Here is a 15,255-nt window from a genome sequence, read left to right as displayed (position 1 = left end):
TTATTCAACTACAATTGTTTTGGTGATCCAGCTGTTGTCACCATTCCAGAATTTAAATGTATAGGTTCCTGTCTGGCGCGGGCTGAATTTGATCTGGTTGATTCCTACGTGGATTCCCTGCGTACAAGGACCTTCTGTGGTATATTTATAAGCAGTAACAGATCTTTCCAGGCTGCTGTCATGAATGTAATCATATCCGTAAAACCCTTCACACTGGGACGAATATGTTGAATACGTCCTGATGCTCTGTATTGAATGCACAGCCATAGTATCCTGCATGATCTTCACACTGTCGATCCTGATTTTTCCTATAGACTGTATGGTCTGGTAATCATCATCTTCACAGGAGACCAAAACCAGTCCTAAAAACAATGCAGAAAATCCAATATTTAAAAGTTTTTTCATAACCTTAAATTTACTGATTATTAATAAAAATTCAGCAAAAATTACGACTTAATTTCAATAAATCAAGAGTTAAAATTGCCTTTTGATACGTAAATCACTTTTTTAGTATCAAAAAATTCTTCATCAAAATAGTTTTTAAGATTGAAGATTTCACATTTAATTCCGGCTAATTCTTCTGCAAGATCGCCGCCTTTTAAATATAAAACTCCGTTGTGTTTGGGATTAAGCTGTTCTTTTTCAAATTTTCCTTTCAGCCATCTCAGGAATTCCGGCATCTGAGTTACAGCGCGGCTTACCACAAAATGGAACTTTTCTTTTACTTTTTCTGCTCTTCCGTGAATAGCCGTTAGATTCGTCAGCCCTATTCCTTCTGCCACTGCTTTTACTACAGTGATCTTCTTTCCGATAGAATCAACTAGAGTAAATTGTGTTTCCGGAAACAAAATCGCCAGGGGAATCCCCGGGAAACCTCCTCCTGTTCCAATGTCCAGCACCTTTGTACCGGGTGCAAATTCCATTATTTTTGCAATTCCTAAAGAATGCAGAACATGCTTCTCATACAGCGATTCCATGTCTTTTCTTGAGATCACATTGATTTTTTCATTCCATTCATTATACAGTTCCTCCAGCTGGGAAAACTGCTCGATCTGCTTCTCTGTAAGATCAGGAAAGTATTTTAATAGTAACGATGCTGCCATATGAATTATTATAATCTACAAAAATAAGTTTTTATTGGCTTTATTCAAACTTTAAGATCCGGATATAAAAAAGACAGGCATTTTTGCCGCTGTATTTTTTTCAATCCGATGAGCCTCTACTCTTTGAAAACAACTTTCAAATATGTCCAAACCCGGTAATAAAATTAAACCTGACAAAAATCTTTTTTACTACCCTACTTTTATTTCCCGGCAAAACGTTTTTATTATATATTTGTTAAAATTCAAAAAGACCCACATGGATAAACTTTCAGATAGAGTAAAAAGATTAGGTTACTCACAGACTTTCGTCATGTCCAACAAAGCAAGAGAAATGAAGGCCGCCGGCATTGATGTGATCAGTCTTACTCTTGGTGAACCGGATTTTGACGTTCCGGACAATATCAAACAGGCTGCTTTTGATGCCATTAACCAGAATTACAGCCACTACTCTCCTGTTCCAGGGTTTGCTGAACTTCGTGAAGCAGTTGCCTTTAAATTAAAAAGAGACAATAATCTTGACTATAAGCCAACCCAAATCTGTGTATCCAATGGTGCTAAACAGGCTATTTTAAACGTACTGGCCTCCGTGGTTAATGATGGTGATGAAGTGTTGCTTCCGGTACCTTATTGGGTAAGCTATGATGAAATGGTGAAAATGATGGGAGGAACTTCGGTTATGCTTCCGACTTCTTATGTTACAGATTTTAAGATAACGGCTGAACAGCTTGAAGAATCCATTACAGACAAAACAAAAGTTATCCTTTTCAGTTCTCCGTGCAATCCTTCCGGCGGATATTATACGTATGACGAATTAAAATCGATGGCGAAAGTTATTGCCAAATACCCTCATGTGACGGTTATTTCGGATGAGATCTATGAGTATATTAATTATGAAACAAAAACAACATCTATAGCTCAATTCCCTGAAGTATATGAGCAGACTGCCGTCATCAACGGGATGTCCAAGGCATTTGCCATGACAGGATGGAGAATCGGGTATTCTGCCTGTCCGGAATGGCTGGCAAAAGCCTGTGAAAAGATCCAGGGACAAATGACCAGCGGAGCAAATACAATGGCGCAGAGAGCTTCTATTACCGCTTTAAAAACGAATCCTTCCGAATATAAATACATGATCGATGCTTTCCAGAAAAGAAGAGACCTTGTGTATGATCTGATGAAAGAGATTCCGGGATTTAAAGTACTGCTTCCAAAGGCTGCATTTTATTTCTTTCCCGATATTTCATATTATATAGGAAAAACGCTGAACGGTATGGAGATCAAAGATTCTGATGACTTCGCTCTGTTTTTATTGGAAAAAGCCCATGTAGGATGTGTAGGCGGAGTTTCTTTCGGAAGTCCTGAATGTATCAGGTTTTCTTATGCAGCTTCTGAAGAAGATCTCAGGGAAGCTATGAAGCGTATCAAAGATGCTTTATCTCCATTTAATTCATAATCAGAGTACAAAAATTGGTATAAAGTAAACAAAAAGTTCTGATTTCAGGGCTTTTTTTCTTTAAATCCATTAAAAACAATTATAGATTTTATTTATCAATATTCATTTGTTCGATAGATGAAATATTTATATATTTGCACCAGAAAATTTAATAAAAACAGAAAATTATGTCTTTAGTAGGAAAAAAATTCCCAAATGTAACCATCGATGCTATGTCTGAAATGGGTGATGATCTTAGAATCAACATCCTTGAAGAAGCTACTTCCAACCAGCAAAAGGTAATCTTATTCTGGTATCCGAAAGATTTCACTTTTGTATGTCCTACCGAGCTTCACGCTTTCCAGGATGCTTTAGGTGAATTCGAAAAAAGAAACACTAAAGTAATCGGTGCTTCTTGTGATACCAACGAAGTACATTTCGCATGGCTGAACACAGCAAAAGATAACGGAGGTATCGAAGGAGTAACTTACCCGCTTTTAGCTGATACTCACAGGCAGCTGGCAAACATTTTAGGAATCGTAGATCAGGATTTCGAATACAATGACGATGGAGAGGAAACTTTCACAGGTTCCAACGTAACTTACAGAGTAACTTATCTAATCGACGAAACCGGAAAAATTTTCCACGAGTCTGTTAACGATATGCCTCTTGGAAGAAACGTGAAAGAATATTTAAGACTGATCGACGCTTACACACACGTTCAGAAACACGGAGAAGTATGTCCTGCCAACTGGGAAGAAGGAAAAGATGCCATGAAAGCAGACCGAACTTCTACAGCAGAATACTTAGCTAAGAACTAATTAAAATAATATAACAATGTAGCAATTACGGTAATGTAACAATACAGCAGTGTAACAATGTACCAATATTTGAAATTCAATATTTGAAATTGTTAAACTAATTACCGCATTGCTACATTGTTAAATTTTATTTCTTAAAATTTAACTTATGTACACAGAATTAACAGAAGATACGTTACAGAATATCGTGAACGACAATGAAAAAGTAGTGGTTCAGTATGGCGCAACATGGTGCGGAAACTGCAGAATCATGAAGCCGAAATTCAAAAAATTAGCATCAGAAAACGAAGAAATTCCATTTTTATACGTAGATGCTGAAAAACTTCCTGAAAGCAGAAAATTAGCAACGGTTGACAACCTTCCCACTTTTGCAGTTTTTAAAAACGGTGAATTGGTGAATCAGGTACAGAGCAATCAGGCTGAGAGTTTAATTAATCTTTTTAAAGAAATACAGTAATGAAGTTACCCGTAATCAGACAGTTTTATCAGAATCATACCCCTGAGAATCTTGAAAAAACACTAGAGGTTCTGGAAAGCTTTTGTGAGTTCAGAGGAACCAGCGAAGAAGATTTAAACGTAGCAGGAGAACTGATCACCAATATCTGCGGAGCCTTAGAGGTGCACGCCAGCGTTCAGAACGGAATGAGCGAAAAAGACGCTTTAAATTCTTTTGCACAGAAGGTCTTAGGATCTATTGATAAGTAATTTTTTATTGAATCATTTACGGATTTAACAACTAAAAAATTATACAATAAAGTACTACTGAGACTTTTCTTTATACTATATTTTCTACATTCTTTAATTTCAATTTAAAACATATGCTTTAAAGCTTCTGTAATTTTATTGCTGATGCTGTTGCCATTGTGTTTACAATTAAAGAATTTCCATTAAAATCCCGGTGAATACTATCATCAGGATTTTTTGGGCTCAATACTTTAGAATAAATTCAAATACTATTTTTTATATGATAATGGGATATTCTTGTCTCTTATTTTGTTATGACACGAATGCACGAATCTTTTTATGTTAAAAAAAAACACATCCATAGCCGCAATTATTCGTGTATTCGTGGCATAGAAAATAATACTGAATAATAATATCAGTAGGATCCTTTGGGCTCAATACTTTAGAAATTCAATACTATTTTTTATCTGTGCAGTGGGATATTGCTGTCTCTTATGTGTAGAATGCCACGAATGCACGAATCTTTTTATGTTAAAAAAAAACACATCCATAGCCGCAATTATTTGTGTATTCGTGGCATACAATTAAAAATAATAGTGAATAATAATATCAGTAGGATTCTTTGGGCTCAATACTTTAGAAATTCAAATACTATTTTTACATGGCAGTGGAATACCCTTGTATCTTGTGTGTAATGCCACGAATGCACGAATTTCTTTATGCTAAAAACATATGTATGGCCGCAACTATTCGTGTATTCGTGGCAACATTAAAAATCCCGGCGAAGTATCACCAGGATTATTATTCATAAGAAATTGAATCTGAATTTATATTTTCTCACTTTCCATTTAACTAGCTTCTTCTGCTCATCAAAATTCTAAGAATATACCAGAACAAAAGCATAATCGAAGCAAAAAGCTGTAAAGAAGCACCTACATACTGCCCTGTTGTATAGACATTTTTAAGCTTGCTTGTTTCATAAAGAATACTTGCAGAAGCTAAAAGCACCATTCCTACAGAGAACCAAAGCCCCAGGTTGAACCCGAAAATGGCTCCGGCTACAATAAGACCTATCGAAAGAAAACCTCCGATAATAATGATGTTTCTTAAAAATGAAAAATCTCTTTTAGAAGTAAATGCCACCATTGAAAGCCCCGCAAACATAGCAATCGTAAGCATCGCAGCTTGGAAAATAATATTTCCTCCACCCTGCATTCCTGCTGCGATGTAAATCATAGGCATAAAGATCACAGCCTCCAGAACGATGTAAAATCCTAAACCGAAATACTGCGTCATTCTGCTCTGTGAAAGTGACCATTTAGAAGCTAACATAGAAGCCAGCCAGAAAACACCGATGATCAGCAACCAAGTGTATTTCTGTCCGAACATCATTGCAATAATCTCCTTCGGGACCGTTTTCAGTAAAATAGTTTCAACCCCTATAAAAGCAAGGATCGATAAAGCGACATGCAAATACGTTTTTCTGTAAAAAGATGCTTTTTCCAAATCTGAGGAATGAGCAACTAAAACATCTGTCATCATAGTTAGTATTTTTTATTTGTTTTGAATATAAAATTATTTCTCCTTTTTCGCCGGCATTACCCCAATGATTTTACCATTCTCTTCAAATACAGCCATAATCACTTCTTTTGAAGAAGAATCTCCCGCATATTTGTAGTTAATGCTTGGCAAGCTGGAACCATCCATTAATTTATGGTATCCGGTTTTTAAAATTTCCAGCTTCTTATTCATATCAAAGCCTTCTTTTACTTTTTTAAGTACATCATCTGTCACGATTTCTTTTACCTTATCGGAAAGAAGTGCATCAACAGCCGGACGATCTGAAGATTTAAGCGCTTCAACAAATTTAAGAAAGTTGTCATTATACAGATTGATCTTCTCCTTACTCAGTTGTGCAGGCACCTCTTTCTGAACTTTTTCAACCTTCACTCCGGTCACTTTTTGCGCAAACATCAGCTGTGCTCCCAAAAGTGTAAGTCCTAAAAATATTTTTTTCATAGTTTTATTTGATATTTGGTAAATAAGTGAGTTAAGATACGAAAATCAGACCAATTCTAAAAATTTCATCGTATCCACATTATCAGCATAAGTATCCAGGGAAGGATGCTGTGCCTCTCCAAAAGAAACGGAATCCAATCCAAGCTCTTCTTTAGCCACAATACACTGGATATTTTCTTCATTTTCAGCGATAAAACTTTCAACTTCATCCAAAGAGGAATATCTGCTGAAATTGATCACAGAAAGCGGACTGAAAAGCTTCTCATCTTCTTTCATCATTACGAAATTGTTGTCCCAGAATTTATCCTGGTTCAGCAGATAAACTGCTCTGTTATAATCATAATTGTTAGCATATTTGTTATGATTGATGATATCCTGGAATCCTACAAAACTTTCAAACATTCTGTCGATCACGAAATCCTCCGGAATAAAAACTCTTGTCACATTTCTGCATCCAAGCCCGAAATACCTGAAAATATCTTCGGCCAGAAGCTGAAGTTCTTCGGGAGTTTCATTTCCTTTCAAAACTGCTACAGAAGTTCTGTTTTTTCTGATGATGCTCAGATGGTTTTTGAAATAATATTCAAGATATCGGGCTGTATTATTACTTCCTGTTGCAATCACAGCATCAAAGTTCTCCAGTCTTTCAACAAATTCAAACTGAACAGCTCCACCGGAAAACTCATTCCATTTTTTCAGCAGGAACGGTACCATTCGTTTATCCTTTGAAGACAGCTTGATCAAAGGAATATGACCGCTTAAAACTACTGATATCACATCATGAAGTCCGACCAGAGGAATATTTCCGGCCAGGATCAGTCCTACTCTTTTTGAAGTTCTGGAAACAGAATAACTTTTAAGCCAGTTATTTAAATTTTCTCCGGTAAGCAGCTCCGTCCACTGTTTCAGAGCAAATTTCTGATTATCAATGGTAAACCACGGATTTTCTATTTCAGACCTTTTGAGTAATAATTCAAACTCAGTATCATTATCGTTATAATCACTCTGATCCTTTGCTAAAAACTCTTTTATATACTCGCTTAACTTAATAAGTCCTAAAACTTGATTTTCAATATTCATAATTACTTTTAAATTGGGGAATATTTTGTAATTTTGTGCAAATTTAAAAAAAATTAGCGATGGCTATTAAAATAACTGATGAATGTATTAATTGCGGAGCCTGTGAACCGGAATGCCCAAATAATGCAATATATGAAGGAGCCGTAGACTGGAAAGCTTCTGAAGGTACCGCTCTGGCAGGTACTGTGACTTTACCGTCAGGACTTACAGTAGATGCAGATTCGCCGCAGGAACCCGTAAGTGATGATGTTTATTTCATTGTAACAGATAAATGTACGGAATGCAAAGGATTCCATGAAGAACCTCAGTGTGCGGCTGTATGCCCGGTAGACTGTTGTGTTCCTGATGAAGATCACGTAGAATCTGAAGAAACACTGCTTAACAAAAAAGCGTTCTTACACGGTGAATAATAAAGGCTCCGTCTCACCATTATGAGGCGGTTTTTTTAACTTTAATTGTCAACAAATCTATAAATATCATTAATAAAACCGCAAGTCCAACCATCTTGCACAACCAAAAAATAAAAATATGAGCAAAAAGCACAATTTCAGCGCAGGGCCATGCATCTTACCTCAGGAGGTATTTGAAAAATCAGCAGAAGCTATTTTAGATTTTAATGGCATTGGGTTGTCTCTTCTTGAAATCTCGCACAGAAGCAAAGATTTCGTTGCGGTAATGGACGAAGCGCGGGCCATTGTGAAAAGACTGATGAACCTTGGCGATGATTATGAAGTACTTTATTTGGGCGGCGGTGCAAGCCTTCAGTTTGCGATGGTTCCTTACAACCTGATGAAAGTGGGCGGTAAGGCTGCTTACATGGATACAGGAACATGGGCGGCAGGAGCTGTTAAAGAAGCAAAAAAATTAGGAACTGTGGATGTGGTAGGCTCTTCCAAAGAAGAAAACTATTCTTTCATTCCTAAAAATTATATGGTTGGTCCAGAGTACGATTATTTCCATTGTACTTCAAACAATACGATCTACGGAACTCAGATGAAATCTTTCCCGGATGTAGATACGCTGATGGTTTGTGATATGAGTTCTGATATTTTTTCAAGACAGCTGGATTTTTCCAAATTTGATCTGATCTATGCAGGAGCTCAGAAAAATATGGGGCCCGCAGGAGTTACTTTGGTGGTAATCAAAAAAGAAATTCTTGGAAAAACAGGGAGAGAGAATATGCTTTCTATCCTGGACTATTCTCAGCATATTTCAAAAGAATCCATGTACAACACACCTCCGGTTTTCCCGGTATATGCTTCCCTTCTTACATTACAATATCTTGAAAAGAACGGCGGAATTGCAGCGGCAGAAGCAAGAAATGAAGCCAAGGCCAAACTTTTATATGATGAGATCGACAGCAATCCACTGTTTGAAACCTTCTGTGTAAAAGAAGATCGTTCTCTGATGAATGTTTCTTTCAGAATTACGGATGAAAGCAAAAAAGAAGCATTCGACACGGCCTGGAAAGCCGCAGGAATCAGCGGACTGAACGGACACCGAAGCCTTGGAGGCTACAGGGCAAGCTTATACAACGCTTTACCGATCGAAAGTGTACAGGTGCTGGTGGATGTTATGAAATCGATTAAATAATTTAAGCAAAAATTCAAAGATAGAAAGGTTTAGGGCAGTTAATTAAAATTTATTAATTTGCGACCCGATTTAAAATTTTTAAATACCTGAATTTTTCAATCTTTAAATCTAAATAACGCATGAAAGTTTTAGCAAACGATGGAATCTCAAAAACAGGAGAGCTGGCCCTTACAGAAGCAGGATTTGAAGTTCTGCCCAACAGAGTGGCCCAGAATCACGTTATCAGTTTTATTAATGAAAATAACGTAGATATTCTTTTGGTGAGAAGCGCAACGAAAGTAAGACAGGACGTGATTGATGCCTGCCCAGGTCTGAAGATCATCGGACGTGGAGGAATAGGAATGGACAATATTGATGTAGAATATGCTAAAAGCAAAGGCATAAAAGTGATCAATACCCCGACAGCTTCTTCAAAATCAGTTGCTGAGCTTGTTTTTGGGCACTTTTTCGCACTCGCAAGATTCCTTCATGAATCGAACCGGCTGATGCCGCTGGAGGGAGAAACCCATTTCGAAGCCATGAAAAAGTCATTCAGCAAAGCATATGAACTTTCAGGAAAAACACTTGGAGTGATTGGCTTCGGAAGTATCGGGCAGGAAGTCGTGAAAATAGGAATAGCATTAGGAATGAAAATCAAGGTACTGACAAAAAATCCAAAGACAAGAGTTCTTACCCTGGACTTTTTCGACGGACAGAGTCTGAATTTTGAGATCACTTCTACCAACGATATGGATGCATTTCTTAAAGACACAGACTTCATCAGCATCAATACTCCAAAAACGAATGAATATATTATAGACACGCCTCAGTTTGAAAAAATGAAAGACGGAGTCTACATAGTGAATACTGCGAGAGGAGGCGTAATCAATGAAGTAGCTCTTATTGATTTCATCGAATCTGAAAAAGTAGCGGGAGCCGCACTGGACGTATTTGAAAACGAACCTACTCCGGAACTTCCTTTACTGATGAATCCTGCGCTATCCCTTTCTCCTCATGTGGGCGGAAATACTGTAGATGCACAGGAGAAAATCGGTGCAGAACTTGCAGAACAGATTATTAAGCTACAAAAAGAAACCATAAGATAAAATATGCCTGTTTTTAAACCTTTCCGTGGAATAAGACCTCATAAAGATTTTGAGAGCACTTTTCCTACCCATCCGCTGGACAATTTCACTCAAGAGGAAATTGCAGAGAAAGCTCAAGTGGAAAATACTTACATCAACATGATTAAACCTTATGTTGTAAGTAAATCTAAAGATATTGACCGGAATTTAAGGAAGATCCGTTCAACATTTGAAGAGCTTCTGGACGAAAAAAAACTGGTTCAGGACAGTTCATCCTACTATCTTTATGAGCAGATCTACCCCAATAAACAGATTTTCAGAGGTTTGCTCGGATTAGCGAGTATTGAAGATTTCTGGAACGGAAAGATCAAAAGGCATGAAAGTACCATTCCTCAGAAAAAAGAAAAGCTGGCTCATTATCTGGAAAAGGTAAATCTTCAGGCTGAACCGGTGCTTCTTACCTATCCTTCCAATTCTAAAATAGAGCTTCTGATGAATCATGAAGAGAAGAATGTTCCTATCTTCAACCATATCGATTCTATCGGGATCAGGCATAAAATATGGAGAATAGACAACCGTCTGAAGCTTCAGCAGTTCAAAGAAGTGATCGACCAGATTGACTCTTTTTACATTGCAGACGGCCACCACAGAATAGGATCTACTGCATTGAACGCGAAGTATCATAAAGAGAAGAATAAAAAACATAACGGTACTGAAGCGTATAACTTTGTATACAGCTTTATCGTATCCAACCAATCGATAAAAATTCACGATTACAACAGGATATTAACGGACCTTAACGGGCTTTCCAGCGAGGAATTTATAAAAGAACTGGATCAATATTTCCTGATCCACGAAAAGGGCGAGACATCTTATTTCCCTTCACAGAAATTTCACATTTCAATGTATCTGGATGGCAGGTTCTACTCGCTTCACGTAAAGCATGACCTGCGTTCAACCGAAATGTCCCTGGATAATCTTGATCATCATCTTTTAGACAAATATATTTTCAAAAATATACTGAAAATAGAAAACTCTGACAGCTCTGAAAAGATTTCCTATGTGAAAGGCACTTCAAACCTTGAGGGAATCAACGTTTTAAAGGAAAAAATAGACGGCGGTGAAGGAAAAGTAGGTTTCGGAATCTATCCGGTGAGTTTCAACGATATGATAAAAATTTCCGACCTTAAGCTCAGCATGCCTCCAAAATGTACATTTATAGAACCGAAATTGGTTACAGCACTGTTAATGTACGACATGAAACCTTAATAAATTCCTAATTTTTCCCTACTTTTAGCATCGGAAAAGAAAGGTCAATAAAAAAATGAAAAAAATCTTCATTATACTTCCACTCTTTTTGAGTGGATTTTTATTTTCTCAGAAAAAGCCACAGAAAAAGCCTGCAAAAAAGGCAACCGTGGCCAAATTCAACTACCAAGATGAATTCAGGAGAATCTCCGACGAAGTGATGACCAACGGTACAGCCTATGAAAATCTGGGTGAGCTTACCAAAGGTATCGGCCCGCGTTTCAGTGCAACTTCCGGCTATATAAAAGCCGTGGAATGGGCAGAAAAAAAACTCAAATCTATTGGTATTGAAATGATCTGGAGAATGGAAGCTAAAGCTCCGGTCTGGATAAGGGGAAGAGAATCTTTACAAATAAAAACGGCGAATGGAGATTGGAAAAATATCAGAATGCTGTCTTTCGGGAATTCTGAGGGAACAGGCGGGAAAGATCTTACAGGCGAAATTGTTTTAATCAAATCAACTTCTGAGCTTAATGCGATGTCGGTCGGACAATTGAAAGATAAAATCGTTTTCGTAAATCTTCCGATGGATCCGAAGATTATTAATACAAATGATTCTTATTTAATGACCGCAAAATCTAAATTAATTTCCGCTTCCGTGATTGCTAAAACAGGAGCAAAAGCTTTAATTATAAGATCTTTAACAACAGCTATGGACGATACACCACACGCAAAAATGGTGTATTACGAACCCGATGACAAAATAAGAATTCCTGCCCTGTCCATTGGAGTAAGATCCGCTGATGAATTGGAAAAATTATTAAAAAATCAAAAAGTTACCGCCAGACTAAATATGACTGCGCAATCAAAAGGCGACACTACCAATCCGAATATTATTGCTGAAATTCAGGGTAAAAAAGATTCTAAAGTGATTGTTTTAGGAGCTCAATTAGACTCATGGGATTTCGGTGAAGGTGCTATTGATGACGGAACCGGTGTTGCACAATGCATTGAAGTTTTAAGAACATTCAAAGCTCTTGGTATCGAAAATAATCATACCATAAGAGTTGTTTTATATGCGAACAGCGAAAACGGAGGACAAGGACGTGAAATGTATGCAGCCTATGTGAAAAAGAAACAGGAAAAGCATGTTTTTGCTTTAGGAACAGATGCAGGAGGATATTCACCAAGAGGATTTTCCTTAGATATGCCGCCACAAAGACGAAGACAGGTCTTTGAATGGAAAAATTATTTCCTTCCCTATGGCGTCTATGATTTTGATCAAACTGAAGCCATTCAGGATATTTCTCCCTTGAAAAAATTAGATATTCCTTTAGCCGAATTGGTTGTAGATACACAAAGATACTTCGATTACCACCACTCTGAACAAGATACTTTCGACAAAGTGAACAAAAGAGAACTATTGCTAGGTGCTGCCGCGATGGCCCAGCTTATTTTTATGATCGATAAAAACTGGTAAAATGAAAAAACCCGTCACTTTTTCACTTTTAATGGTAAGCATGGCTGTTTTCGGGCAGTCTGGGGAAGATTCACTACAGTTCAGTAGAATTTCTACGGAAATACTCAATAATGGAAAAAGCTATAATGAATTAAAGGACCTTACCAAAAACATTGGAAATCGGTTAAGCGGTACCGAAGCTTATGAAAAATCCGTAAAGTGGGCGGAACAAAAACTCCGTGAAGCAGGTGCCGATAAAGTATGGCTACAGGAGGTCATGATTCCGGTCTGGGTAAGAGGAAAAGAAAGCCTACAGATTAAAACAGCAGATAGCCAATGGAGGAAACTGAAAATGCTTTCTCTCGGAAATTCTGAAGGAACAGGCGGAAAAGATATCTCCGGAGAGATTATTATGGTAAGATCTTTAGAGGAATATGACAGGCTTCCGGCAGATCAAGTAAAGGATAAGATCGTGTTCTTTAACTACCCTTTTAATCAGTCAAATGTGCAAACCTTTCTTTCATACCGGGAAGCTGGAGCATACAGAAGGTCCGCAGCCAATTTAACAGCCCGGAAAGGTGGAAAGTTTGCAGTCGTCCGATCTTTGTCTTCGGCGTTTGACGATGTTCCTCATACGGGTAACATGCGGTATGATGACAACATTTCTAAGGTACCAGCCGTGACTATCGGTAACACGACAGCAGACGAACTGGAAACATTATTGAAAACCAAAAAAATTACCGCAAAGCTCAATTCCAACTGCGGCATGAAAGGGGGGAAACTTTCCCACTCTGTCATTGGTGAAATTACCGGTAAAAAAGACCAGAGCGTAATTGTCGTAGGAGGACATCTGGATTCCTGGGATGTAGGCGAAGGTGCCCATGACGACGGTTCCGGAATTGTTCAGAGCATTGAAGTGCTGAGAACTTTTAAAAAGCTGGGAATTAAAAATAATCATACCATCCGGGCTGTATGTTTTGCCAATGAAGAAAACGGAACGAAAGGCGGCATCCAGTATGGAAAAACGGCTAAAGAGAAGAATGAGAAGCATCTCTTCGCCATAGAATCGGATGCAGGCGGTTTTTCACCAAGAGGAATTTCGCTGGAAATGGATGATAAGAGCAGAAAACAAATCCAAAGCTGGGCGAGCCTCTTCCTTCCTTATGGAGTTTATAACTTTGAAGAAAAATATTCGGGCTCAGATATTGCCCCGCTGCACGAAATGGCTGTTCCCACCGCAGAACTGGTTCCAGATCCGCAACGTTATTTTGATATTCACCACACAGAAGAAGATACTTTTGAAAAAGTCAACCGAAGAGAACTCCTTCTCGGTGCAACGGTAATGACACAACTTATTTATATGATCGATAAAAACTGGTAAACATGAAAAAGATAATCGGAACTTCATTATTATTCTTAGGAATGGCTGTTTTTGGACAGTCTAAAGAAGATTCTATACAGTTCAGCAAGATTTCCAAAGAAATACTGAACAACGGAAAAAGCTATACAGAATTAAGGGATTTAACCCAAAACATAGGTCATCGTCTCAGCGGTTCAGAAGCTTACGAAAAGGCCGTAAAATGGGCAGAACAGAAGCTTCGCGATGCAGGAGCAGATAAAGTATGGCTACAGGAAGTGATGGTTCCGGTCTGGACCCGGGGAAAAGAATCTCTTCAGATTAAAACAGCAGACGGACAATGGAAAAATCTTAAAATGCTTTCGCTCGGAAATTCTGAAGGTACAGGCGGAAAAGATGTTTCCGGTGAGATCATTATCGTAAAATCCATGGAGGAATATGAAAAGCTTCCCGCAGATCAAGTAAAGGATAAGATTGTGTTCTTTAACTATCCTTTCAGTCAGTCTTTTGTAGAAACATTTAAAGGCTATAGTGATGCAGCGAAATACAGAACAACCGCTGCTTCGTTAACCGCTAAAAAAGGTGGGAAATTTGCGATTGTCAGATCCTTATCTTCAGCCTTTGACGATGTTCCGCACACAGGAGCCATGCGCTATGAAGACAAGGTTTCAAAAATTCCGGCCATAGCTATCGGTACTACAACGGCAAACGAACTTGAAGCTCTTTTAAAAAATCAAAAAATTACTGCAAAGCTGAATTCCAACTGTGGCATGAAAGGCGAAAAGCTCTCCCACTCTGTTATTGGCGAAATTACCGGTAAAAAAGACCAAAGCGTGATCGTGGTCGGAGGACACCTGGATTCATGGGATGTTGGTGAAGGTGCTCACGACGATGGTGCCGGAATTGTGCAGAGCATTGAGGTTTTGAGAACTTTCAAAAAATTGGGAATTAAAAATAATCATACCATCAGGGTAGTCTGTTTTGCTAATGAAGAAAACGGCGTAAAAGGCGGCATCCAGTATGGAAAAACGGCTAAAGAGAAGAATGAAAAACATCTTTTTGCCATAGAATCCGATGCAGGAGGCTTTGCTCCAAGAGGAATCTCCCTGGAAATGGATGATGAGAAGAGAAACCAGATCAAGAGCTGGGCAGGTTTATTTTTCCCATATGGAGTTTACAATTTTGAAGGAAAATATTCGGGAACGGACATTTATCCTCTTCACGATATGGGCGTTCCTACGGCAGAACTTGTGCCGGATTCCCAGAGGTATTTCGACATCCACCATACGGAAGAAGATACATTTGATAAGGTAAACAGACGAGAGCTTCTGTTGGGCGCCGCAGCTATGACGCAGCTTATTTATATGATTGATAAGAGCTGGTAATACTTTAATT

16 protein-coding genes are annotated in these 15,255 nt (G+C 38.1%); 11 read left to right on the top strand and 5 right to left on the bottom strand.

Going from position 1 to position 15,255, the window contains the following annotated elements; translation table 11 throughout:
- Nucleotides 1-405: a hypothetical protein gene (locus IX38_RS18190; RefSeq protein ID WP_034707332.1), complete on the bottom strand. Its 405-nt coding sequence runs from the start codon at nucleotides 403-405 to the stop codon at nucleotides 1-3.
- Nucleotides 406-467: 62 nt separating this feature from the next.
- The gene (gene rsmG / locus IX38_RS18185) at nucleotides 468-1,103 is read right to left on the bottom strand and encodes a 16S rRNA (guanine(527)-N(7))-methyltransferase RsmG (RefSeq protein ID WP_034707331.1); all 636 of its coding nucleotides are present in this window, start codon (nucleotides 1,101-1,103) and stop codon (nucleotides 468-470) included.
- A gap of 256 nt (nucleotides 1,104-1,359) precedes the next feature.
- Between rsmG and IX38_RS18180 the strand changes: the two genes are divergently transcribed.
- The 4 genes from IX38_RS18180 (at nucleotide 1,360) to IX38_RS18165 (ending at nucleotide 4,061) form a co-directional block, all read left to right on the top strand.
- Nucleotides 1,360-2,556: a pyridoxal phosphate-dependent aminotransferase gene (locus IX38_RS18180; protein ID WP_034707354.1), complete on the top strand. Its 1,197-nt coding sequence runs from the start codon at nucleotides 1,360-1,362 to the stop codon at nucleotides 2,554-2,556.
- A 167-nt stretch (nucleotides 2,557-2,723) separates the two neighbouring features.
- Nucleotides 2,724-3,356, top strand: coding sequence for a peroxiredoxin (locus tag IX38_RS18175; protein ID WP_034707329.1), 633 nt, complete (start codon nucleotides 2,724-2,726; stop codon nucleotides 3,354-3,356).
- Between the two features lie 148 nt (nucleotides 3,357-3,504).
- Entirely contained in the window at nucleotides 3,505-3,813 is a 309-nt protein-coding gene (locus IX38_RS18170; protein WP_034707328.1) for a thioredoxin family protein, read from the top strand.
- On the top strand, nucleotides 3,813-4,061 hold the full coding sequence (locus IX38_RS18165) for a DUF6952 family protein (RefSeq protein ID WP_034707327.1): 249 nt from the start codon (nucleotides 3,813-3,815) through the stop codon (nucleotides 4,059-4,061). The genes IX38_RS18170 and IX38_RS18165 overlap by 1 nt, the downstream gene beginning before the upstream one ends.
- 831 nt (nucleotides 4,062-4,892) lie before the next feature.
- On the opposite strand, the gene IX38_RS18160 is transcribed toward IX38_RS18165, so the two are convergent.
- The 3 genes from IX38_RS18160 to IX38_RS18150 are packed head-to-tail and all read right to left on the bottom strand — an operon-like array spanning nucleotide 4,893 to nucleotide 7,139.
- On the bottom strand, nucleotides 4,893-5,582 hold the full coding sequence (locus tag IX38_RS18160) for a Bax inhibitor-1/YccA family protein (protein ID WP_034707325.1): 690 nt from the start codon (nucleotides 5,580-5,582) through the stop codon (nucleotides 4,893-4,895).
- Nucleotides 5,583-5,615: 33 nt separating this feature from the next.
- The gene (locus IX38_RS18155; protein WP_034707324.1) at nucleotides 5,616-6,059 is read right to left on the bottom strand and encodes a hypothetical protein; all 444 of its coding nucleotides are present in this window, start codon (nucleotides 6,057-6,059) and stop codon (nucleotides 5,616-5,618) included.
- A gap of 45 nt (nucleotides 6,060-6,104) precedes the next feature.
- The gene (locus tag IX38_RS18150) at nucleotides 6,105-7,139 is read right to left on the bottom strand and encodes an acyl-CoA reductase (protein WP_034707323.1); all 1,035 of its coding nucleotides are present in this window, start codon (nucleotides 7,137-7,139) and stop codon (nucleotides 6,105-6,107) included.
- 59 nt (nucleotides 7,140-7,198) lie between these two features.
- On the opposite strand from IX38_RS18150, the gene IX38_RS18145 reads away from it, so the two are divergent.
- The 7 genes from IX38_RS18145 to IX38_RS18115 all read left to right on the top strand — a co-directional run bounded on the left by IX38_RS18145 (nucleotide 7,199) and on the right by IX38_RS18115 (nucleotide 15,245).
- Nucleotides 7,199-7,549 (top strand): 4Fe-4S binding protein, encoded by a 351-nt coding sequence (locus IX38_RS18145; protein WP_034707321.1) that lies wholly within the window; start codon nucleotides 7,199-7,201, stop codon nucleotides 7,547-7,549.
- A gap of 118 nt (nucleotides 7,550-7,667) precedes the next feature.
- Entirely contained in the window at nucleotides 7,668-8,732 is a 1,065-nt protein-coding gene (gene serC, locus IX38_RS18140) for a 3-phosphoserine/phosphohydroxythreonine transaminase (protein ID WP_034707320.1), read from the top strand.
- Between the two features lie 119 nt (nucleotides 8,733-8,851).
- Nucleotides 8,852-9,817: a D-2-hydroxyacid dehydrogenase gene (locus IX38_RS18135; RefSeq protein WP_034707318.1), complete on the top strand. Its 966-nt coding sequence runs from the start codon at nucleotides 8,852-8,854 to the stop codon at nucleotides 9,815-9,817.
- Between the two features lie 3 nt (nucleotides 9,818-9,820).
- A complete protein-coding gene (locus tag IX38_RS18130) occupies nucleotides 9,821-11,065 on the top strand; it encodes a DUF1015 domain-containing protein (protein ID WP_034707317.1) in 1,245 nt (414 codons plus the stop codon).
- A 55-nt stretch (nucleotides 11,066-11,120) separates the two neighbouring features.
- Nucleotides 11,121-12,524 carry a M28 family peptidase gene (locus IX38_RS18125; RefSeq protein WP_034707316.1) on the top strand — a complete coding sequence of 468 codons (1,404 nt, stop codon included), beginning with the start codon at nucleotides 11,121-11,123 and terminating at the stop codon, nucleotides 12,522-12,524.
- Nucleotide 12,525: 1 nt separating this feature from the next.
- On the top strand, nucleotides 12,526-13,884 hold the full coding sequence (locus IX38_RS18120) for a M28 family peptidase (protein ID WP_034707315.1): 1,359 nt from the start codon (nucleotides 12,526-12,528) through the stop codon (nucleotides 13,882-13,884).
- Nucleotides 13,885-13,886: 2 nt separating this feature from the next.
- Nucleotides 13,887-15,245 (top strand): M20/M25/M40 family metallo-hydrolase, encoded by a 1,359-nt coding sequence (locus IX38_RS18115; protein ID WP_051884866.1) that lies wholly within the window; start codon nucleotides 13,887-13,889, stop codon nucleotides 15,243-15,245.
- The last annotated feature ends 10 nt before the right edge of the window (nucleotides 15,246-15,255 follow it).

Origin of the sequence: Chryseobacterium luteum (assembly GCF_000737785.1) — a bacterium.
GTDB classification, from domain to species: domain Bacteria; phylum Bacteroidota; class Bacteroidia; order Flavobacteriales; family Weeksellaceae; genus Chryseobacterium; species Chryseobacterium luteum.
Note: the sequence above shows the minus strand (reverse complement) of the source record. Positions and strands in the feature narration are given on the sequence as shown.

Excerpts from the sequence above, each read along its gene's own strand:
- IX38_RS18190 (WP_034707332.1), bottom strand. The coding sequence starts at position 405 with ATGAAAAAACTTTTAAATATTGGATTTTCTGCATTGTTTTTAGGACTG.
- rsmG (WP_034707331.1), bottom strand. The coding sequence starts at position 1,103 with ATGGCAGCATCGTTACTATTAAAATACTTTCCTGATCTTACAGAGAAG.
- IX38_RS18180 (WP_034707354.1), top strand. The coding sequence starts at position 1,360 with ATGGATAAACTTTCAGATAGAGTAAAAAGATTAGGTTACTCACAGACT.
- IX38_RS18175 (WP_034707329.1), top strand. The coding sequence starts at position 2,724 with ATGTCTTTAGTAGGAAAAAAATTCCCAAATGTAACCATCGATGCTATG.
- IX38_RS18170 (WP_034707328.1), top strand. The coding sequence starts at position 3,505 with ATGTACACAGAATTAACAGAAGATACGTTACAGAATATCGTGAACGAC.
- IX38_RS18165 (WP_034707327.1), top strand. The coding sequence starts at position 3,813 with ATGAAGTTACCCGTAATCAGACAGTTTTATCAGAATCATACCCCTGAG.
- IX38_RS18160 (WP_034707325.1), bottom strand. The coding sequence starts at position 5,582 with ATGATGACAGATGTTTTAGTTGCTCATTCCTCAGATTTGGAAAAAGCA.
- IX38_RS18155 (WP_034707324.1), bottom strand. The coding sequence starts at position 6,059 with ATGAAAAAAATATTTTTAGGACTTACACTTTTGGGAGCACAGCTGATG.
- IX38_RS18150 (WP_034707323.1), bottom strand. The coding sequence starts at position 7,139 with ATGAATATTGAAAATCAAGTTTTAGGACTTATTAAGTTAAGCGAGTAT.
- IX38_RS18145 (WP_034707321.1), top strand. The coding sequence starts at position 7,199 with ATGGCTATTAAAATAACTGATGAATGTATTAATTGCGGAGCCTGTGAA.
- serC (WP_034707320.1), top strand. The coding sequence starts at position 7,668 with ATGAGCAAAAAGCACAATTTCAGCGCAGGGCCATGCATCTTACCTCAG.
- IX38_RS18135 (WP_034707318.1), top strand. The coding sequence starts at position 8,852 with ATGAAAGTTTTAGCAAACGATGGAATCTCAAAAACAGGAGAGCTGGCC.
- IX38_RS18130 (WP_034707317.1), top strand. The coding sequence starts at position 9,821 with ATGCCTGTTTTTAAACCTTTCCGTGGAATAAGACCTCATAAAGATTTT.
- IX38_RS18125 (WP_034707316.1), top strand. The coding sequence starts at position 11,121 with ATGAAAAAAATCTTCATTATACTTCCACTCTTTTTGAGTGGATTTTTA.
- IX38_RS18120 (WP_034707315.1), top strand. The coding sequence starts at position 12,526 with ATGAAAAAACCCGTCACTTTTTCACTTTTAATGGTAAGCATGGCTGTT.
- IX38_RS18115 (WP_051884866.1), top strand. The coding sequence starts at position 13,887 with ATGAAAAAGATAATCGGAACTTCATTATTATTCTTAGGAATGGCTGTT.